Source organism: Flavobacterium sharifuzzamanii (genome assembly GCF_003254585.1).
Classification (GTDB): Bacteria; Bacteroidota; Bacteroidia; order Flavobacteriales; family Flavobacteriaceae; genus Flavobacterium; species Flavobacterium sharifuzzamanii.
The window spans coordinates 343,903-365,720 of the sequence record NZ_QJGZ01000040.1; the positions used below are offsets into that span (position 1 = coordinate 343,903).

The following is a 21,818-nucleotide window of genomic DNA, read 5'->3' on the forward strand; positions in this document are numbered from 1 at the left end:
ACCACAACTAGAAATTAACATGAAAAATTCCGCATTATTTATCGCATCATCTCTGCTTTTTTTAGGAAGTGCAAAATGTTTTGCTCAATATCCGAAGATTAGTCCAGAAGTTCAGGCTCAGGAAAAAGCTATCAAAGAAGAAGCTCAAAGACTTTCTGATGAAGCTTGGACAAAAGCTTTAGTAGTTATTGAAGAAGAAGCAAAACATGGAAAACCTTATATTCCGTGGGCTGCAAGACCTACTGATTTACCTCAGGCAGAAATTCCTGCTTTCCCAGGTGCTGAAGGTGGTGGAATGTACACTTTTGGAGGACGTGGTGGAAAAGTTTACACGGTAACAAGTCTAGAAGACCGCGGACCAGGAACTTTACGTGAAGCTTGCGAACAAGGAGGAGCGAGAATAATAGTGTTTAATGTTGCTGGAATTATCAGATTAAAAAGTCCGTTAATTATTCGTGCGCCTTACATTACGATTGCAGGTCAAACTGCTCCTGGCGATGGTGTTTGTATCGCTGGAGAATCAACTTGGATTGATACGCATGATGTAATTATCAGACACGTACGTTTTCGTCGTGGAGAAACTTTTGTAGGACGTCGTGACGATGCTATTGGAGGAAATCCTGTTGGAAATATCATGATTGACCACGTTTCTGCAACTTGGGGATTAGATGAAAATATGTCAATTTACAGACACATGTACAATCCTGGACCAGGTTATCCAGATATCAAAGTGGGAACAGTAAATATTACAATCCAAAATAGTTTATTCGGAGAGGCTCTTGATACTTACAATCACGCTTTCGGAAGTACTTTAGGTGGAGAAAACTGCTCTTTCATGAGAAATATGTGGGCTAACAATGCAGGAAGAAACCCTTCTATCGGTTGGAACGGAATTTTCAACTTTGTAAACAACGTAGTTTTCAACTGGTACAACAGATCTACAGATGGTGGAGATTATACTGCAAACTACAATATCATCAACAACTTCTACAAACCAGGTCCAGTAACCGATTTAACGCAGCCAATCAGCTATAGAATTTTAAAACCAGAATCTGGAAGAAGTAAATTGCCTTATATGGTTTTTGGTAGAGCTTACGTAAACGGAAATGTTGTTAATGGAAACGAAAAAGTGACTAAAGACAACTGGGATGGCGGAATTCAGTTAGAGAATAAAAAAGGAGAATTGATGACATATGATGAAGCAAAAGAATACTTTGCTAAAATGAAGGCTGCTAAACCTTTCCCAATGCCTTGGTTCAACAAATTTATGACTGCTGAAGAATCTTATGAATTTGTACTTAAAAATGTTGGAGCTACTTTGCCAATTAGAGATAAAGTAGACGAAAGAATCGTAAGAACTGTAAAAACAGGAGTTCCAGAATATGCAAAAGGTTTAGAGAAAAAAGAATTCTACCAATTCGAACACAGACGTTTACCGATGGATTCTTATAAAAAAGGAATTATCACTGATGTTTCTCAAGTAGGAGGATATCCAGAATATAAAGGAAAACCTTACGTAGATACAGATAAAGATGGTATGCCAGATGCTTGGGAGAAAAAATACGGTTTAAATCCGAACGATCCATCTGATGCACAAGGAGATTTAAACGGAGACGGATATACAAATATCGAAGATTACATCAATGGTGTAAATCCTGCGATAAAAGTAGACTGGAAAGATATGGCTAATAACAAAGAAACATTAGTTAGACCTTTATTAGATTTAAAATAGGGAATAATTTTCAATAACACTCTTGTTTCATGGTAAACAGGAATGTTTTTGAAAAAGCCTGAAAGGCTTAAAGCACTAACATAGGACAACGTCCTATGTATAACAATAAAGAAAGAAAAAAAGCCCTGAAAGGGCGAAAGCAATTAATGATGTGCAGCTTATAAAGGCTTACGCCCTTTTAGGGCTTTGCTATATGATTTGTAATTCATAGGATTTTACCCTATGGTGTTGCTTAAAGGCCTTTAGCCTTATGATTGAGTTAAAAAAATAACTAAAAAAGGAAAGACAATGGCACTAAATAAAATAAATGCTGGTTTATTATCGCTGGTTTTTGCATTTTCAAGTTTAAATGCACAACAACATTTAGATCCTGAATATATTAAAGTTACTAACGAAAGAGCTGCAAAAATCGTTACCAAATTAGATCTAAAAAATGAAGCAAAAGAAAAAGCTGTTTCAAGCATCATTGCACAACAGTTTAGAGATCTAACTGAAATCCAAGATGGAAGAGATGCTGAAATCAAAAAAGTAAAAGAAGATACTACTTTAGCTAAAGAAAAGCAAAACGAGAAAATTGATAAACTGAAAGCAAAGGCAGACGAATCAATTGCAAAACTACATAAATCTTATATCAAAAAATTAAGCAAAGAACTGTCTGAAGACAAAATCACTGAAGTTAAAGACGGAATGACTTATGGAGTTCTTCCTATCACAGTTGCAGGTTACAACGATATGCTTCCAAATTTAACAGCAGAACAAAAAGATTATATCTACAAAGCTTTAGTTGAAGCGAGAGAACATGCAATGGACGCAGGTTCTTCTAAAGAAAAACACGGCTGGTTTGGTAAATACAAAGGAAGAATCAACAACTATTTATCAAAACAAGGTTATGATTTAAATAAAGAAAGTGCTGACTGGCACAAACGTATTGAAGAAAGGGAAAAGAATAAACCAAAAGATTCTACTTCGAAAGAATAATCTCTTAAACTTTATACCAAAAACTATTAACTACACCACACAATTCAATGCAAAATATTTTTCCCAACCGTACTTTAAAAAGAACATTTATGGCGTTGTCATTTTGTTCACTTGTATCATCGGCATATGCCCAATATCCCGTAATTCCAAAAGATGTTCAAGCAAAAGCAGATGCTATTTTAGCTGACGAAGAAAAAAGGCTGAGCGAAATCTGGGATGCTAATCTTCATATTATCAAAGAAGAAGCAAAACAAGGAAAACCATATTTGCCTTGGGCATCCTACCCAAAAGATTTTGTTCAAGCAGATATTCCTGCTTTTCCAGGTGCTGAAGGTGGTGGAGCTTATACACAAGGCGGACGTGGCGGAAAAATATTTGTGGTTACTAGTTTGGAAGACAGCGGAAAAGGAACTTTTCGTGAAGCTTGCGAAGCTGTTGGTGCAAGAACAATTGTTTTCAACGTTTCAGGAATTATTCAATTGAAGAAAAGAATCAGCATGCGTGCGCCTTATGTAACCATTGCTGGACAAACCGCTCCTGGTGACGGAATTTGTATTGCAGGAGAAACTTTAGAAATTGATACACACGATGTTATTATTCGCCATATGCGTTTTAGACGTGGAGCAACCGAAGTAACCAGAAGAGATGATGCTTTGGGCGGAAATCCAATGGGAAATATCATTGTAGATCACTGTTCGGTAAGCTGGGGATTAGATGAAAATATTTCTTTATACAGACATCAATTTGCACCTAATGCAAAGTCGAAATTGGAGAAATTGCCTGCTTGTAATATCACGATTCAGAACACTATTTCATCAGAAGGTTTAGACACTTATAATCACGCTTTCGGAAGTACAATCGGCGGATTGAATAGTACTTTTATGCGCAATTTATGGGCAGATAACATTTCAAGAAATGCTTCTATCGGAATGTATGGTGACTTTAATTTTGTGAATAATGTAGTATTCAATTGGTGGAATCGTACTCTTGACGGAGGTGATTATCGTTCGATGTTGAATATCATCAACAACTACTTCAAACCAGGTCCAATTACACCACAAAACGAACCTATTGCACACAGAATCGTAAAACCTGAATCTGGATATATTGAACCAAAACAATACGGGAGAGCATATGTCTCTGGAAACTTTATTGTTGGTTCTCCTGAAGTTACGGCAGACAACTGGAATGGCGGTGTGCATTTGGAAAATCTTCCAGAAGCGGAAACCAAAGAGTTTTTAGCAGCAATTAAACAGCCAAAACCTTTTTCAATGCCAAAATTCAATATCATGTCGGCAGAAGAAGCCTATGATTTTGTTTTGACGAATGTTGGAGCTACAATTCCGAAAAGAGATGCTGTTGACGAAAGAATTATCAAGCAGGTTAAAACGGGAAAAATTGAAGTAAAAGACGGTTTGGAAAATTCAATTGGAAAAGAATATATCAAAAGAAGATTACCAGCTGACTCATATAAAAAAGGAATAATTACACACCCAGATCAAGTTGGCGGATATCCAACTTACAAAGGGAAAGCCTATAAAGATTCTGATAATGACGGAATTCCAGATACTTGGGAAAAGAAATACGGTTTAAATCCAAATGACGCTTCAGACGCTAATAAAGATGCAAACGGAGACGGTTATACCAATATCGAAAAATATTTTAACGGAATCGATCCAAATAGTAAAATTGATTGGACGAAAATGGAAAACAATATGGATACATTGGCGAAATTAAAGTCTTTATTACAATAATGATTTTAATCAGTTAAATATTCTAAACACCAACCTGACAGGTTTTTAAAACCTGTCAGGTTTAATTACGCAAAGAATATCCATCTAGTTTGTCATTTCGACGAAGGAGACCCGAGCGATAGCGAATTGGCGAAGCAAATCACACTATATCTGATGATTAAACTTTTATAGTTAAGTAAAGTATACACAAAGTTTGTCATTTCGACGAAGGAGAAATCTTCACAAGAAACTCCGCAAAGTATATCAATCTTTGTCGATTTAGCAACGAAGATTTCTCCTTCGTCGAAATGACAAGATTGGAGAAAATAGGATTTTATAAATTTATTGTTCCTTAAAAGGTTAATTTTAAGAATCTAAACTCTGAAATTTAAATTAAGAAAAAAGTGAATTTCTATCAATTAAAAAATATAGTTTCTTCTTTTAAAAACACATTTTCTTTAATGTGTATTACTCTGTTTATTAGCGGAAACATCACAGCCCAAAACAATTTCCCAGATATCATAAAAACCAAAGAAAGCAAACTTTCTTTCACAACAGATAGTCAAGGAAACCAAATCCCAGATTTTTCTTTTGCAGGATATCGAAACTCTGAAGTTGCCATTCCAAATCTGGACAATAAAATTTTTGTTTCCCAGCAAGAAGAAGATGCAACGCAGAAAATCCAAAATGCAATTGATTATGTAAGCGCACTAAAACCAGATAAATCAGGATTTCGTGGAGCTGTTTTGTTAGACAAAGGAACTTTCAAAATCAGCGGAACATTATATATCAGAAAATCGGGAGTTGTTTTAAGAGGAAGCGGAAATTATGAAAACGGAACTGTACTTTTAGGAACCGGATTAGAAAGAGAATCTTTAATTAGAATTTTAGGTGTAAACGATAGAGTGTACAAAGATTCATTTGAATTTGCAAACACTTACACACCACTTGGAACTCAGAAAATCCAGTTAAAAAATACATCAAAATTAAAAGTTGGCGACGAAATCGAAATCAGTAAACCTTTAACGGATAATTTTATTAAAGAAGTTAAAATGCAGGATTTCGGTGGAGAAACCTCTTGGATTGGCTGGAAAAAAGGCGATTGGACGACAACTTGGAATCGTGTTGTAACCAAAATAAACGGAAACGAAGTAGCATTGAATGCTCCAATCACAATGTCTTTAGATGATGTTTTCGGAACTTCTAAAGTAACTGTTTACTCTTGGCAGGGAAGAATTGAAAATACTGGAATTGAAAACATATTAATAAAATCGACTTACAATCCTTCAAACTTAAAAGACGAAGAACACCGTTGGCAGGCAATTAGTATTGAAAATACTAGAAATGCTTGGGTAAAACAAGTTAATTTTAAGCATTTTGCAGGAGGAGCTGTTACGATTTTAAAAACAAGTCAGCAAATTACAGTTGAAGATTGTATTGCCACAGAACCAATTTCAGAAATCGCTTCATTCAGAAGACATACTTTTTATACCGAAGGTCAGCAGACTTTATTCCAGCGTTGTTACTCCGAATTTGGATATCATGATTTCGCTGTAGGAGGATTTGGAACAACTGGACCAAACGCTTTCGTACAATGCGAATCACATTTACCATTCGAAAACAGTGGCGCAATAGGAAGCTGGGCAACCGGAGTTTTATTTGACATTGCCAATATCGACGGAAAAGCATTGAGCTACAACAACAGAGAACAAGGCGGAAGAGGCGCTGGATGGACAGCAGCTAATTCTGTAATCTGGGAATCATCGGCATCAAAAGTAGAATGTTATAGTCCGCCAACAGCACAAAACTGGGCTTTTGGAGTTTGGGGACAATTTGGAGGAAACGGACATTGGAAAAACGTAAATGAACATATCAGTCCAAGAAGTTTATTCTACACACAACTAGAAGCCAGATTAGGAAAACTTCCAGTTCAGCCATTTATCTATGATTTAGGTTCAGAAGCTTCTTCAAGTCCGAGTGTAGAAGTTGCTGCAGAATTGACTAAAAATTCTGCTACAACGGCAAAAAGTTTACAAGAATTGATTGCAGAAGCTTCAAAAGCAAATCCGATTAATACAGACAGTAAAGGTTTAAAAAATGCAAACGATTTAAAAGTTGCATCAAATAAAACAGAAAAATCAACTTCTAAAGTAACAACAGAAAATGGCTGGTTAACTTTTGAAGGAAAAGTAATTGCAGGAAAACAAACGAACGTTGATTGGTGGAGAGGAAATTTAACAGATGATTTTGTAAACAAATCATTACCTCACATAACGCGTTTTGTTCCAGGAAGAACAGGAAACGGATTGACAGATAAAGTGCAGGAAACGGTTGATTATTTAACTAAAAATAATATCGTTGCCTTAGAGCATCATTACGGTTTATGGTACGACAGAAGAATGGACGATCACGAACGTGTTCGCCGAATTGATGACGATGTTTGGCCTCCGTTTTATGAACAGCCCTTTGCCAGAAGCGGAAAAGATTTTGCTTGGGATCATTTAAGCAAATACGATTTAACAAAATTCAACGATTGGTATTGGAGCCGTTTAGCACAGTTTGCAACATTGGCAGAACCAAATGGACAATTGTTAATCAATCAGCAATATTTTCAGCATAATATTTTAGAAGCGGGGGCGCACTGGGCAAGTTCGCCTTGGCGTTCAGCAAACAATATTAATACCACAGGATTTCCTGAACCACCGCCTTACGCAGGAGATAAACGTATCTTTATGGCAGAGCAGTTTTACGATATTACGAATGCTCAAAGAAGAAAATTACACGAAGGATTTATCAGAAAATCTTTTGAGAACTTTCAGGAAAACAGCAACGTAATCCAGTTAACAAGTGCCGAATATACTGGCCCGTTACACTTTATGGAATTTTGGTTAGACCAAGCCCAAAAGTGGAAAGACGAAACAGGTAAAAAAGGCTTAATTGGCTTAAGTGCTACAAAAGACGTTCAGGATGCTATTTTAAATGATGTTAAAAGAAATAAAACCGTTGATGTAATCGACATTCGTTATTGGTATTACAAAGAAGATGGTTCAGCATACGCACCGCAAGGAGGCGTTAATTTAGCACCAAGACAGCACGCCAGAAAGCTAAAAACCGGAAAAGAAACAGATAATCAAGTTTATCGTGCCGTTCGTGAATACAGAGAAAAATATCCAGAAAAAGTCATTTTATATTCAACAGATGGTTCTTCAAGATTCGGATGGCCGGCTTTGATGGCCGGAGCTTCAATGCCAAACATTCCAAAAATCGAATTGCCTCAGTTTTATTCCGCTTTAAGCGAAATGAAATTAGTTGAAGGAAATACGTTTTCAGACAATCTTTGGAAATTGGAAAATAAAGGAAAAAGCTATCTTTTTTATGTGAAAAACGACCAAGATATTACAATCGACTTATCAAACGAAAAAGGAACATTTGAAGTATTTGCAATCAATACAACAACAGGAAATATAACCAAAAAAGCCAACATAAGCGGAGGAAAACAAGTCACAATTCCACAAGCCGAAATAAAAGAAAAAGTGCTTTTTGTAGTGAAAAAATAAAAGGAGGGATTTGCCACGAATTACACGAATTTGCACGAATTTGATTTTAAATTAAATCTGCTCAATCTGAAAAATCTGCGAGAGTAAATTTTTCACGCAGATTTAAAAAAGATAAAAGTAGATTCAACAGATTTTTAAATTTTGATCTGCGGGGATCAGCCAAAATCTGTGAAATCTGCGTGAAACAATAAACACGAGCAGAATAAAAATTAGTGAAAATTCGTGTAATTAGTGGCAAACAAACCTAAATGACATAAATTCAAAAACAAACCAAAATGAATCTGAAAATTAAATCTTTATACGCTCTTTGTATAAGCTTTATGTTGACAGCACAAAGCGGATTTTCGCAATCTGCCAAAACAAAAGCATCTCTGCCTGAAATCAAAGTATCTAAAAATCAGCATTATTTTGTAACCGAAAACGAAAAACCATTTTTCTGGTTAGGCGACACAGGCTGGCTGGCATTCGGAAAGTTGGATAGAGCAGGAATTGACAAATATTTTAAAGACAGAAAAGAGAAAGGATTTAATGTCGTTCAGGTAATGGTTTTGCACAACATCAATGCTGTTAACGTTTATGGTGACCCGGCTTTGATCAACGAAGATGTTTCAAAACCTTTGATTACGGCAGGAAATGATTTCAAAGATGCGAAGCAATACGATTACTGGGATCATGTAGATTACACTTTAGACGTAGCTCAGAAAAACGGAATTTACGTAGCAATGGTTCCAGTTTGGGGAACTAACGTTTCAAAAGGAAATAAAGTAAGCAAAGAACAGGCGACAGAATACGCTCAGTTCTTGGCTAACCGATATAAAAACAGAACTAATGTAATTTGGTTAAACGGTGGAGACACACACGGAAACGAATTTCAGGATATCTGGAATGCCATTGGAAATACTTTAAAAACAAATAATCCAAACCAGTTAGTGACTTTTCACCCGTTTGGAAGAACTGATTCTTCAGAGAATTTTCACAACGAAAAATGGCTGGATTTCAATATGTTCCAGTCAGGACACAGAAGATACGATCAGGATTCGGTAAAAACGAATTTCAAAGAAGACAATTATAAGTTTGTCCTAAGAGATTTCGACTTAAAACCAACAAAACCAACTCTTGATGGAGAACCATCATACGAAGGAATTCCACACGGCTTACACGATACTTTACAGCCAAAATGGACAGCAAACGATGTTCGTCGTTATGGATATTGGTCTGTACTTTCAGGTGCAGCAGGTTACACATATGGACACAATGCTGTAATGCAAATGTTCAGAAAAGGTGACAAACCAGCGTACGGAAATAAAGAATTATGGACATCAGCCATCAATGCACCTGGAGCAAAACAAATGATTTATATTAAGAAATTAATGGAAGAAGTGCCATTTTTAGAAGGAGTTCCAGATGTTTCTTTAGTAGTTAATCAAGGAGAGAAATACGATTATATTCCAGCCATAAGAGGCGAAAAATACGCTTTATTATACACGTACAACGGGAGAATAATTGAAGTAAAATTAGGAAAAATTTCAGGTGATAAATTTGAAGCAACTTGGTATAATCCGAGAAATGGCAAGAAAACCAAAATCGGAACATTTGATAATAAAGGAACTCAAAATTTTCAACCAGAAGGTAAAAAAGAAGATGGTAATGACTGGATTTTGATTTTGAAGTCAAAGTAACCACAAAGTTTGTCATTCCGAGGAACGAGGAATCACACTCGTGAATCGACAAAGATTGGCGAATTATTTTACGGAATTTCTAGTGAGATTTCTCCTTACGTCGAAATGAAAAAAATGAGCATATAATACTCTCGCAGATTTTGCAGATCAAGCAGTTAAAAAATCCTTTTAATCTGTGTAATCTGTGGCAGAAAAAAAAATCTGCACAATCTGCTAAATCTGCGTGAAACCAAAAACACAACTATGAAAAATATACTAATAATACTCTGCTTTATAACTGGATTAAATACCACTTTCGCAAACGACGGCTGGCTGAATATCTTAAAAGAAGGCGGAAACAACAAAGGAATAAAATGCACGCAAGCCATTCAGAATGCTATCGAAAAAGCATCTAAAAACGGAGGAGGAACCATCTTTTTTCCAGCGGGAGAATATTTAAGTGGAGCTTTAACACTAAAAAGTAACATCACAATTCATTTAGATTCTGGAGCACTTTTGAAATTTTCAGAGAACTTCGATGATTTTCTGCCTTACGTAGAAATGCGTTACGAAGGAATTGTAATGAAAAGTTTCCAGCCCTTATTTTATGCCAAAGACGTTGAAAATATCACCATCACAGGAAGAGGCGTAATCGACGGACAGGGAAAAGCTTGGTGGAATGAGGTATACAGAATCGAAACTGCTAAAGAACCGCTTCCTCCAACCAAATACCAAACCATGTGGGAAGAGCAAAATAAAGGCCTTTACACAGAACCATATTATAAAAGAACGGTTGATAAAAAGTTTTTCAGACCATCTTTTTTCCAAGCTTACAACTGCAAAAATATTTTAATTGAAGGCGTAACCTTTAAAAATTCGCCTTTCTGGACAATCAACCCTGAATTCTGTGATAATGTAACCGTAACCGGAATCTCGATTTTCAATCCGCATTCACCAAATACAGACGGAATCAATCCTTCTTCTTGTACCAATGTTCACATTTCAAATTGCCATATTAGTGTTGGCGACGATTGTATTACAATCAAATCAGGAAGAGATGGCGATGGACGTAAATACGGCAAAGCAACAGAAAATGTAACCATTACAAACTGTACGATGTTAAGTGGTCACGGCGGTGTTGTTATTGGTAGCGAAATGTCAGGAGGAATCAAAAAAATCACAATATCCAACTGTGTTTTCGACGGAACAGATCGCGGAATCCGTATCAAATCGGCTCGCGGAAGAGGAGGAGTTGTAGAAGATATTCGCGTCGATAATATCGTCATGAAAAATATCAAAGAAGAAGCTATCGTTTTGAGCCTTTTCTACGATAAAGGAACTACAGTTGAACCTGTAACCGAGAAAACACCCATTTTCAGAAACATTCACATGAGCAACATAACGGCTTCAAACGTAAACAAAGCCGGACAGATTCTGGGAATTACTGAAATGCCAATTCAAAATATTACTTTCTCTAACATCAATATGGACGGAAAAGAAGGTTTTACAGTAAGTACAACCACAGATGTTGAATTTCATGATGTAAAAGTAAATGCAACTGTAGGTTCTTCTTTCAAAATATCAGATTCAAAAAATGTGATTTTGGACAATGTTGGATCTTCAACGGCCATAAAAGGAGTTCCGGTTATCAAATTAGATAATGTTTCGAATGCGTTGATCAACAATAATTTTCCATTCAATCCAACCGATATTTTTATCGAAGCCGATGGAAAAGACACTAAAAATATTTTCTTGAAAAACAATGTTTTAAATAACGTAACAACGAAAATCAAAAAAGGAGCTTCTTTAGATAAAAAAGCAATTACAGAATAAAAACTGGTGAGCCAACTTTGTCAAAGTTTCAAACTTTGACAAAGTTTAAACACAACGCAACATGAAAAAAATATTCATCATACTAACCCTTTCACTTTTTGCAATTAGTTATTCGCAGAAAAAGAAAGATTTATATCTTTTTACGTCGTTTAGAGAACCCGCGACAGAAGGTTTATATTTGGCCTATAGCGAAGACGGTTACAACTGGAAAGGACTAGAAGGATCGTTTTTAAAACCAGAAATCGGAGCTAGTAAAATCATGCGCGATCCGTCCATCACAAAAGGAGCAGACGGAACGTATCATATGGTTTGGACAACCGACTGGAAAGGTGGAAATGGTTTTGGTTACGCAAGTTCAAAAGACCTGATTCATTGGTCAGAACAGCAATATATTCCCGTGATGAAAAATGAGCCTGAAGTAGTAAACGTTTGGGCGCCAGAAATTTTTTATGATGATGTAAAAAAAGAATATATCATTATTTGGGCATCAACAATTCCGTTTAGATATCCAAAAGGAGTGGAAGAAGAGAAAAACAACCACAGAATGTATTATGTAACGACTAAGGATTTCAAAACGTTTTCAGATACAAAATTATATTACGATCCGGGTTTCAGCGTAATTGATTGTGTGATTGTCAAAAAAAACAAAAAAGATTATGTTTTGGTTTTGAAAGACAATACAAGACCAATGCGAAACATAAAAGTCGCTTTCGGAAAATCGCCTTTAGGTCCGTTTCAAAAAAGTTCTGCGCCTTTGACAGAATATTTATCAGAAGGTCCGACGGTGGTGAAAGTTGGTAAAAACTGGCTATTGTATTATGACAATTACGGTTCAAAAAATTATAAAGCGTTAAGCACAACAGATTTTGTTCATTTTGAAGATGTATCATCCAAAATAAGCCTTCCAGAAGGACACAAACACGGAACGATTACAACAATCTCTGCAGACGTTTTAAAAGGACTAATTGATAGAAAATAAAAGATAAGGCCACAGATTGCACAGATTAAAATGATTTTTAAATTATTAGTATTTAATTAAAAAATAATCTTTTTAATCTGTGCAATCTGTGGCAAAAAAATAAAATACCAATGATTACTTTCCAAAATATAAAAACCAACATCATCACAGCCACAATCCTTTTGGCTTGTACCGCTGTAAATGCTCAAAACGACACAGTGCGTTATGTTGGCAAAACACTTTCAAACATCGATTATCATCACGGAATGTTAAGTCCAGCGGTTGGAGTTCATGCTACGCAAATTATGCGTGCAAGCCGTGAACATCCAGAAAAAGCAGATGGTTTTGGATGGACATACAATCACCAGCCGATGATGGCGTATTGGAATAATACCTTTTATCTGCATTATTTAAGCGATCCTTCAGGCGAACATATCCCACCAAGTCAGACTTTATTAATGACTTCTAAAGACGGCGTAACGTGGACAAAACCACAAGTGATTTTTCCAATTTACCGAATTCCTGACGGATGGAAGAAAGAAGGAGTTGAAGGTGTTGCCAAAAATTTGGATGCGATTATGCACCAGAGAATGGGCTTTTATACCTCAAAAGACAACCGACTTTTTGCTTTAGCATATTACGGAATCGCAATGGATGAAAAAGACGATCCAAACGATGGAAAAGGAATTGGTCGTGTAATCCGTGAAATCAAGAAAGATGGAAGTTTTGGCGAAATCTATTTTATCAGATACAACAAAACTTGGGACAAATCGAAATCGAAATTCCCATTTTATACCGCATCAAAAGATAAAGGTTTGAAAAAAGCCTGTGAAGAAATCTTATCAGAACCTTTGGTTTTACAGCAATGGGTTGAAGAAGCCGATCGTGATGATGAATTGATTCCGTTGCAGAAACCATATAAAGCATTCAGTTATTACCATTTGCCAAACGGAAATGTAGTGGGTTTATGGAAACATGCTTTAACTTCAATCAGCAGAAATGGCGGAAAATCATGGGATTATATGCCATTGCGTGCTCCTGGATTTGTAAACAGCAATGCTAAAATCTGGGGACAAAAAACGTCAGACAATCGTTATGCAACGCTTTATAATCCTTCAGAATATCGTTGGCCTTTGGCAATTTCAACAAGCGATGACGGATTAAATTATAAAGATTTATTATTAGTTCACGGAGAAGTAAGTCCGATGCGTTACGGCGGAAACTACAAATCGGCAGGTCCTCAATACGTTCGCGGAATCACGGAAAAAAACGGAACTCCGCCAGATGGAAAAATCTGGGTGGGTTACAGTATGAACAAAGAAGATATTTGGGTAGCATCGATTCCTGTTCCTGTTACTTCGGTTGTAACCGAAAATGTAAATGATGTTTTCAATAATCTTCCAGACGGACAAGAATTAAAGCTATGGAATACTTACGATCTTTCTTGGGCATCAACAAAAATCGAAAAGAAAGCCGATGGTAAAAAATGGCTCACGTTAAGAGATCAGGATTATTTTGATTATTCTCGTGCTGAAAGGGTAATTCCTTTTGCATCAAAAATGGAAGCCATTTTCACAGTAAAACCAGAGCAAAATAATCATGGTTTATTACAAGTTGAATTCCAAAATAAACAAGGTTTACCATCGGTAAGATTGATTTTTGATTCGGATGGAGAATTAAAGGTAAAAAATGGTGCGCGTTTGAGTTCGGTTACAAAATACGAAGCAAACAAAGCATATACAATCACAGTTAAATTAGATGCTAAAAACCGTCAGTACACTATAAAAGTAAACGATGGAAAAGAATCAACCAAGATATTTTATGCGCCAACAGATGGTTTTGAGCGAATCATGTTCCGCACAGGAGAACAAAGACATTCGCCAGATCCGGACACAGCGCCAGACACTGACGATTACGACGATCTGCCTCAAACCGGAAAATTAATCCCAGAAGCAGTATTCAATATCGAATCTTTGATTACTAAAAAGTTATAATTATTTTACCATTAAGAGATTAAGTACATTAAGCTGAATGTTTTAGTTTAGTTATTACCATAAAGATATTAAGAGAATTAAGTGGAGTGCTTAATGAAACTTATTTTTAAGATTATAAAGTAGTCAAAGCTTAATTTACTTAATCTCTTAATGGTTTAAAAAAAAAGTATCTTAATGGTTCAATTAAAAATTTATAAAGTGAATATTTCAAAATCCATATTAACCTTCATTTTTGTTTTTTTCTTTTTCATTTCAAATGGACAAATTCTGCCTGTACGTTTAACAACAGAAATGGCAGAAAACCCATTAGCAGTTGTCGAGAATCAGCCGAGATTGAGTTGGAAATTAATTTCAAAAGAATCTGATGCATCGCAAGTTGCTTATTTGATTTTGGTAGCTTCTTCAGAAGAAAAACTAAACAATGACGATGGAGATATCTGGAATACTGGAAGAGTAAATACAGATAAAAACCTGCATATTGTTTATAGTGGAAAACCATTAAAAAGTGAAACCAAATATTTCTGGAAAGTTAAAGTTTGGAACCAATCAGGAAAAGTTTCAAAATGGAGCAAAACAGCAACTTTTAGAACCGCTTCCTTAGAATCAGATTTAAATCCAACCTGGATTGGTGCGATTACAAAAGCCGACAGTCATTTGCCGGAAGGTAGAAACTACCACACAGCCACTTTCAACAGAGAAAAAAAGATGTCCTTTATCAATGCTTCCGATTCTTTGGCACGCAGAAGTATCATGCTTCGTAAACCTTTCGAAATCGAAAAAGCAGTCAAAGAAGCAGTTGTTTATATTTCAGGTTTAGGACATTATGAATTGACTATCAACGGAAAAAAAGTGGGTAACAGCCAGTTTGCACCTTTGTGGACAGACTACGACAAAACGGTTAATTACAATGTTTACGAATTAAGCGCAAAAGAATTTCAAAAAGGCGATAACGTAATTGGTGTTTTGTTAGGAAACGGAATGTACAATACGCTTGCCGAAAGATATACCAAATTCTTCGTGAGTTTTGGACCGCCGACTTTATTCTTCAAAATGAAAATTAAGTATAATGATGGTTCAGAAGAAATTATAAAATCAGATAGAACTTGGAAATACAGCAAAAGTCCGATTACGTATAACAGCATTTTTGGAGGAGAAGATTACAATGCCAATTTAGAACAAAAAGACTGGAATCGTAAAGGATTCAAAGACAGAGATTGGAAAAAAGTAGTGATTCAGGAAGCGCCAAAAGGAGTTTTAAGACCACAGACTGCACCGCCAGTTACGATTCAGAAACAATACGAAGTGAAAACCGTAAAAGAGCTGAAACCAAATTTCTATGTTTTTGATATGGGGCAGAATCTTTCAGGATTTCCAACCATAAAAGTAAAAGGAAAAAGAGGACAATCGATTCGTGTTTGGGTTGCCGAAGGTTTAAATGAAGAGGGAACAATCGCGCAGGGAAGATCAGGAAAACCATACTATTACGATTATACTTTAAAAGGCGATGGAGTGGAAGAATGGACACCAAAATTCAGTTTCTACGGTTACCAATATGTTCAAATTGAAAACATTAATTACAAAGAAGATAAAAATAAAGAGCTTCCAACTTTGGTTGATTTAAAATCGAATTTCATTTACAATTCGGCAGGAGAAGCAGGAAGTTTTGCTTGTTCGAATGAAATTTTCAACAAAACACACGAATTGATAAATAATTCGATTAAAAGTAACTTTCAAAGTGTTTTTACCGATTGTCCGCAACGTGAAAAGTTAGGTTGGCTGGAAGAAATTCAGTTGAATGGACCTGGATTAATGTTCAATTATAACTTGCAGACTTTCCTTCCAGCAACGATGCAGAATATTTCTGATTCACAAAGAGACAATGGTTTAATTCCGACAATAGTTCCAGAATATGTAATTTTTGGAGGTGATTTTACCGATTCTCCAGAATGGGGCGTTACAGGCGTGATTTTGCCTTGGATGTATTATGAATATTACGGAGATGCTTCATTATTAGAAAAATATTTTCCTGTAATGAAAAACTATGTGGATTATCTAGGAACTAAAGCGACAAACCATATCGTTTCGCACGGATTAGGCGATTGGTACGATTACGGAACACATCCTGCTGGATATTCTAAAAATAGTCCGATTGCACTTTCTGCGACTTCTCATTACTATTATGGAGCTTATTTAGTAGCAAAAGCATCAAAATTATTAGGTAAAACTGAAGATTTTGAGAAATATAATACGTTGGCTTCTGAGATTAAAACGGCTTTCAACAAAGAATTTTTCAACGAAGAAACCAAACAATACGGAACAAACAGCCAGTTTAGCAATGCTGTTCCGATTTTTATGGATATTGTGGAGCCTCAGTATAAAGAAGCGGTGATGCAAAATCTTTTAACTGATATCAAAGAAAAAGGGGATCGTTTGACAACGGGAGATGTTGGGAATCGTTATTTATTCCAGACTTTGGCAAGAAATGGCGAAAACGAAACCATGTACAGAATGCACAATCATTACGATGCGCCGGGTTATGGTTTTCAGATTAAATTTGGCTTGACCACTTTAACGGAACAATGGGATCCGAGAAAGGGAAATTCATGGAATCACTTTATGTTAGGACAAATTGAAGAATGGTTTTACCAAAGTTTAGCCGGAATTATGTCTGATCCTGAAAAACCGGGATTCAAACATTTCTTTATTCAGCCAGAAGTAGTTGGCGATATGACTTTCGCGAAAGCGGACTATAAATCGGTTTACGGAAAAATTGCTTCTTCTTGGGAAAAGAAAGAGGGCAAATTTATTTTGACAGTTCAGATTCCAGTGAATACAACTGCGACAATAAAATTGCCGGTTGCTAAAAATTCGGAAATAAAAATGGATGGTAAAAGATTTAAAACAGGTTTTGATGAAAAAGCTCAAAAGCCTGTTTTAGAATTAGGATCTGGAATTTATACAATAGTATGCACAATATAATGGAACGCGGATTAAACGGATTTACTTCGTAAAGACGCGGATAAAAACAGATTTTTTTTGATTATTAAATAAAAAAATCCGTTTAAATCAGCGTTTTCGCGATAGCGAATCCGTTTCATCAGCGTACCAACACACAACAATATTAAAATGAAAAGAATAAAATACATCTTCTTAGTTTCCATTTTTGCTTTGACATTTGCTAATGCGCAAAGTACTTCTGATACTAATTTTAGAAAGCCAGTATCAGAAACACTGAAAAAAATAGAAACTCTTTTTAACGTAATGATCAACGACGACAGAGGTTTATTAAAAGGAAAAGAACTGGATTATGCCGATTGGAGAATTGAACCTGGAAATTTAGCACTTTCGCTAACGAACATTTTAGCGCCGTTTGAATTGATGTATTTTAAACAACCCGATGGAACCTACATCATACGCAAGTATGAAAACCATAAAGTTTCGGTAGATAAAGGAAAAGAACGCTTGTTTTACTTAGAAAGCCTTTATTCGACGAAAGAACAATGGGAAAAACGCAAAACGGAGTTAAAAGCTTGTATGATTGAATCATTTGGTTTGGATAAGGCGCCCCCTACACCGAAGTCTAAACCACTTTTAACTCCAAAGAGAATTTACAAAGATTACAGTGTCGAAAATATTGCATTAGAAATTTTGCCTGGTGTTTATGCGACAGGATCGATTTACAAACCATATCCGTTAAATAAAAAAGCAGCAGTTATTTTAACCCCTGACGGACATTTTGGCGACGGAAGATATAGAAAAGATGAGCAGTACCGTTGTGCGATGATGGCAAAAATGGGCGCAATTGTGGTAGGTTACGATTTATTTGCTTGGGGAGAATCGTTACTACAATTTCCAGAAGAAACACACAGAAACAGTATTGCATCTACAGTTCAGGTTTTAACCGGAATTCGTTTCTTGGATTATTTGGCAACGGTTAAAAATGCCGATATGACAAGAGTTGGTGTTACTGGAGGTTCTGGCGGAGGATCACATACGATGTTTTTAGCCGCAATTGATGACAGAGTAAAAGTTTCTGCCCCGGTTGTGATGGTTTCTTCTCATTTCTCAGGCGGTTGTCCATGCGAAAGCGGACGTGGAATTCACCTTTGTGGAAACGGAACAAACAACGCCGAAATCTCAGCAATGATGGCTCCAAAACCACAATTGATTGTTTCTGATGGAAAAGACTGGACATTGGCCGTTCCGGAATTAGAATTTCCTTTTATCCAAAGAACGTATGAATTATACGGAAAGAAAGATTTAGTAGAAAACGCTCATTTTGCAAAAGAAGGACACGATTTCGGAATCTCGAAACGTATGGCTTTGTATCCGTTTATGGCGAAATATTTAGATCTAGATTTGAATAAAGTCAAGAACGAAAAAGGCGAAATCGACGAATCGATGTGTGTGATTGAACCAAAAGAGAAGTTGTTGGTTTTTGGAGATAAAGGAGAAAAATTGCCTACAAATGCTTTGAAAGACATCAACAAATTATATGAAATGTTCGGAGAAAAAAATCTGAAAGTTTATGAGGTTAAGAAGTAATAGAGTTTGCCACTAATTTCACGAATTGGCACGAATTATTTTTTTTGCCACAGATTACACAGATTAAAAGGATTTTTTATCTCCCTAATCTGATAAATCTGCGAGAGTAATTTTTTTTCACGCAGATTTAGCAGATTTTTAATCAGTGGAAATCCTTTTAATCTGTGGCAGAAAAAAGAAATAAAAATTAAAAAAGAAATTAGTGCAATTCGTGTAATTCGTGGCAAGAAAAAAAATATTTATGAAGTTAAAAATTAAAATAACGGCAATCTGTTTTGGAATTTTTTCCTTGACAGCAACAGCACAAAACGACCTAAAATTATGGTACGATAAACCCGCATCCATCTGGAACGAAGCTCTACCTTTAGGTAACGGACGTTTGGGCGCAATGGTTTTTGGTGATCCAGCAGTAGAACGTTTACAATTGAACGAAGAAACGATTTGGGCAGGTTCACCAAACAGCAATGCCCATAATAAATCTATTAAAGCACTTCCAATTGTTCGTCAATTGATTTTTGACGGAAAATTTGATGAAGCGCAGGATTTGGCAACGCAGGATATTATGTCTCAAACCAATGACGGAATGCCGTATCAAACTTTTGGAAGCGTTTATATTTCATTCGCAGGACATCAAAGATATACCGATTATTACCGTGATTTAGATATCAGTAACGCTACAGCGAAAGTTAAATACAAAGTAAATGGTGTTGAATTTACTAGAGAAATTCTAACCGCATTTTCAGATCAGGTTATTGTGGTAAAACTTACTGCGAGTCAGCCGGGACAGATTACTTGTAACGTTTTCATGAACAGTCCGATTGATAAAACGGTTGCTTCGACAGAAGGAAACCAGATTATACTTTCGGGAGTTGGAACTAACTTTGAAGGCGTAAAAGGGAAAGTAAAATTTCAAGGCCGATTAACAGCTAAAAACAAAGGCGGTGAAATAGATGCCAGCAACGGCGTTTTAAGTATCAACAAAGCCGATGAAGTAACTTTATACATTTCGATTGCTACGAACTTCAAAAACTATCAGGATATTTCAGGAGATGAAATTGCGAAAAGCAAAGATTATTTGGCTAAAGCCGAAGTAAAAGATTTTGAAACCATAAAGAAAGCGCATGTTGATTATTACCAAAAATTCTTCAACAGAGTGTCTCTAAATTTAGGTTCAAATGATTTAGTTAAAAAGCCAACAAACGAAAGAATCCGAGATTTTTCGAAACAATTTGATCCGCAATTAGCTGCTTTATATTTCCAGTTTGGACGTTATCTTTTAATTTCAAGTTCACAGCCAGGCGGACAGCCAGCCAATTTGCAAGGAATCTGGAACGATATGGTAACACCGCCTTGGGACAGTAAATACACGACTAACATCAATGCCGAAATGAATTACTGGCCGGCACAAGTAACCAATTTGCAGGAAATGCATGAACCTTTTGTACAAATGGCAAAAGAGTTGGCTGTAACGGGTGCAGAAACGGCCAAAACAATGTACAATGCTAGTGGTTGGGTTTTACATCACAACACCGATATTTGGCGTGTTACCGCTCCGGTAGATTCAGCAGCATCAGGAATGTGGCCGACGGGTGGTGCGTGGGTTTGTCAGGATTTATGGGAAAGATATTTATATACAGGAGATAAAAAATATTTAGCAGAAATTTATCCAATTATGAAAGGCGCTGCTGATTTCTTTTTGGATTTTATGATGATAGATCCAAACACAAAATATTTAGTTGTTGTTCCATCAAGTTCTCCTGAAAATACACATGCTGGCGGAACAGGAAAAGCGACAATTGCATCGGGAACAACAATGGATAATCAGTTGGTTTTTGATTTGTTTACGCATGTTATGGAAGCTTCGGCTTTGGTTTCTCCGGATCCTGTTTATGTGAAAAAAGTAAGTGATGCTTTGGCAAAAATGCCTCCAATGAAAATTGGAAAACACAATCAATTACAGGAATGGCAGGACGATTGGGACAATCCGAAGGATAATCACAGACACGTTTCGCATTTGTACGGATTGTATCCAAGTAATCAGATTTCGTCAATAAAAACTCCTGAATTATTTGAAGCAGCAAAACAATCCTTGATTTACAGAACAGATGAATCTACAGGTTGGTCAATGGGATGGAAAGTGAATTTGTGGGCGAGATTATTAGACGGAAATCACGCTTATAAATTGATTCAGGATCAATTGCATTTGGTAACAGCAGATCAAAGAAAAGGCGGAGGAACGTATCCGAATATGTTGGATGCGCATCAGCCTTTTCAAATCGATGGAAACTTTGGATGTACAGCCGGTTTTGCTGAAATGCTGATGCAGAGTCAGGAAGATGCGATTCATTTATTGCCTGCTTTGCCAACTGTATGGAAAGACGGAAGTATAAAAGGATTAGTTGCCAGAGGCGGATTTGTAATCGATATGACTTGGAAAAATAATAAAGTTTCGGAGTTAAAAATATATTCGAAAATAGGAGGAAACTGCCGATTAAAAGTAGAAAATACGTTGAAAGGTTCTTCGCTTAAAAAAGCAAAAGGAAAAAATCCGAATCCGTTGTTTTATGATATAGAAGTCAAGAAACCGATTATTTCTAATGAAGCAAAATTGCCTAAAGTACAATTGCCAAATTACAATATTTACGATGTGAATATGAAAGCAGGGCAGACGTATACTTTTACTGGGAATTAATATTTTAAATAAAGTATAAGTATAGTTTGTCATTCCGAGGAACGAGGAATCTCACTAGAAACTCCGCACAGAATGTCACCAATCTTTGTCGAATCCCGCGTGTGATTTATCCCTTCGGTCGAAATGACAAAACAGTAC

The 21,818-nt window shown here is 36.1% G+C and carries 11 protein-coding genes; all 11 read left to right on the top strand.

Annotated features, from left to right (window positions below):
• Positions 1–19 precede the first annotated feature (19 nt).
• The 11 genes from DMA14_RS16505 to DMA14_RS16555 all read left to right on the top strand — a co-directional run bounded on the left by DMA14_RS16505 (position 20) and on the right by DMA14_RS16555 (position 21,680).
• Positions 20–1,732, top strand: coding sequence for a polysaccharide lyase (locus DMA14_RS16505; RefSeq protein WP_111425688.1), 1,713 nt, complete (start codon positions 20–22; stop codon positions 1,730–1,732).
• A 288-nt stretch (positions 1,733–2,020) separates the two neighbouring features.
• Positions 2,021–2,710 carry a DUF3826 domain-containing protein gene (locus tag DMA14_RS16510; RefSeq protein ID WP_111425689.1) on the top strand — a complete coding sequence of 230 codons (690 nt, stop codon included), beginning with the start codon at positions 2,021–2,023 and terminating at the stop codon, positions 2,708–2,710.
• A 47-nt stretch (positions 2,711–2,757) separates the two neighbouring features.
• Positions 2,758–4,464 carry a polysaccharide lyase gene (locus DMA14_RS16515; RefSeq protein ID WP_111425690.1) on the top strand — a complete coding sequence of 569 codons (1,707 nt, stop codon included), beginning with the start codon at positions 2,758–2,760 and terminating at the stop codon, positions 4,462–4,464.
• Positions 4,465–4,904: 440 nt separating this feature from the next.
• Entirely contained in the window at positions 4,905–8,000 is a 3,096-nt protein-coding gene (locus DMA14_RS16520; RefSeq protein WP_111425839.1) for a DUF6298 domain-containing protein, read from the top strand.
• Between the two features lie 275 nt (positions 8,001–8,275).
• Positions 8,276–9,679, top strand: coding sequence for a glycoside hydrolase family 140 protein (locus DMA14_RS16525; protein WP_111425691.1), 1,404 nt, complete (start codon positions 8,276–8,278; stop codon positions 9,677–9,679).
• 243 nt (positions 9,680–9,922) lie between these two features.
• Positions 9,923–11,491 carry a glycoside hydrolase family 28 protein gene (locus DMA14_RS16530; RefSeq protein WP_111425692.1) on the top strand — a complete coding sequence of 523 codons (1,569 nt, stop codon included), beginning with the start codon at positions 9,923–9,925 and terminating at the stop codon, positions 11,489–11,491.
• A gap of 61 nt (positions 11,492–11,552) precedes the next feature.
• Entirely contained in the window at positions 11,553–12,470 is a 918-nt protein-coding gene (locus tag DMA14_RS16535; RefSeq protein WP_111425693.1) for a glycoside hydrolase family 43 protein, read from the top strand.
• A gap of 110 nt (positions 12,471–12,580) precedes the next feature.
• Positions 12,581–14,443 carry a sialidase/neuraminidase family protein gene (locus DMA14_RS16540; protein ID WP_111425694.1) on the top strand — a complete coding sequence of 621 codons (1,863 nt, stop codon included), beginning with the start codon at positions 12,581–12,583 and terminating at the stop codon, positions 14,441–14,443.
• Between the two features lie 174 nt (positions 14,444–14,617).
• Positions 14,618–17,422 (top strand): glycoside hydrolase family 78 protein, encoded by a 2,805-nt coding sequence (locus tag DMA14_RS16545; RefSeq protein ID WP_238989988.1) that lies wholly within the window; start codon positions 14,618–14,620, stop codon positions 17,420–17,422.
• 147 nt (positions 17,423–17,569) lie between these two features.
• On the top strand, positions 17,570–18,988 hold the full coding sequence (locus tag DMA14_RS16550; RefSeq protein WP_111425695.1) for an acetylxylan esterase: 1,419 nt from the start codon (positions 17,570–17,572) through the stop codon (positions 18,986–18,988).
• Positions 18,989–19,229: 241 nt separating this feature from the next.
• On the top strand, positions 19,230–21,680 hold the full coding sequence (locus DMA14_RS16555; protein WP_111425696.1) for a glycoside hydrolase family 95 protein: 2,451 nt from the start codon (positions 19,230–19,232) through the stop codon (positions 21,678–21,680).
• Positions 21,681–21,818: the final 138 nt, after the last annotated feature.

What these genes read in the sequence shown, in the direction of transcription:
- DMA14_RS16530 (WP_111425692.1), top strand. Translation starts at nt 9,923, where the DNA reads ATGAAAAATATACTAATAATACTCTGCTTTATAACTGGATTAAATACC.
- DMA14_RS16545 (WP_238989988.1), top strand. Translation starts at nt 14,618, where the DNA reads ATGGTTCAATTAAAAATTTATAAAGTGAATATTTCAAAATCCATATTA.
- DMA14_RS16555 (WP_111425696.1), top strand. Translation starts at nt 19,230, where the DNA reads ATGAAGTTAAAAATTAAAATAACGGCAATCTGTTTTGGAATTTTTTCC.
- DMA14_RS16540 (WP_111425694.1), top strand. Translation starts at nt 12,581, where the DNA reads ATGATTACTTTCCAAAATATAAAAACCAACATCATCACAGCCACAATC.
- DMA14_RS16515 (WP_111425690.1), top strand. Translation starts at nt 2,758, where the DNA reads ATGCAAAATATTTTTCCCAACCGTACTTTAAAAAGAACATTTATGGCG.
- DMA14_RS16525 (WP_111425691.1), top strand. Translation starts at nt 8,276, where the DNA reads ATGAATCTGAAAATTAAATCTTTATACGCTCTTTGTATAAGCTTTATG.
- DMA14_RS16550 (WP_111425695.1), top strand. Translation starts at nt 17,570, where the DNA reads ATGAAAAGAATAAAATACATCTTCTTAGTTTCCATTTTTGCTTTGACA.
- DMA14_RS16505 (WP_111425688.1), top strand. Translation starts at nt 20, where the DNA reads ATGAAAAATTCCGCATTATTTATCGCATCATCTCTGCTTTTTTTAGGA.
- DMA14_RS16510 (WP_111425689.1), top strand. Translation starts at nt 2,021, where the DNA reads ATGGCACTAAATAAAATAAATGCTGGTTTATTATCGCTGGTTTTTGCA.
- DMA14_RS16535 (WP_111425693.1), top strand. Translation starts at nt 11,553, where the DNA reads ATGAAAAAAATATTCATCATACTAACCCTTTCACTTTTTGCAATTAGT.
- DMA14_RS16520 (WP_111425839.1), top strand. Translation starts at nt 4,905, where the DNA reads ATGTGTATTACTCTGTTTATTAGCGGAAACATCACAGCCCAAAACAAT.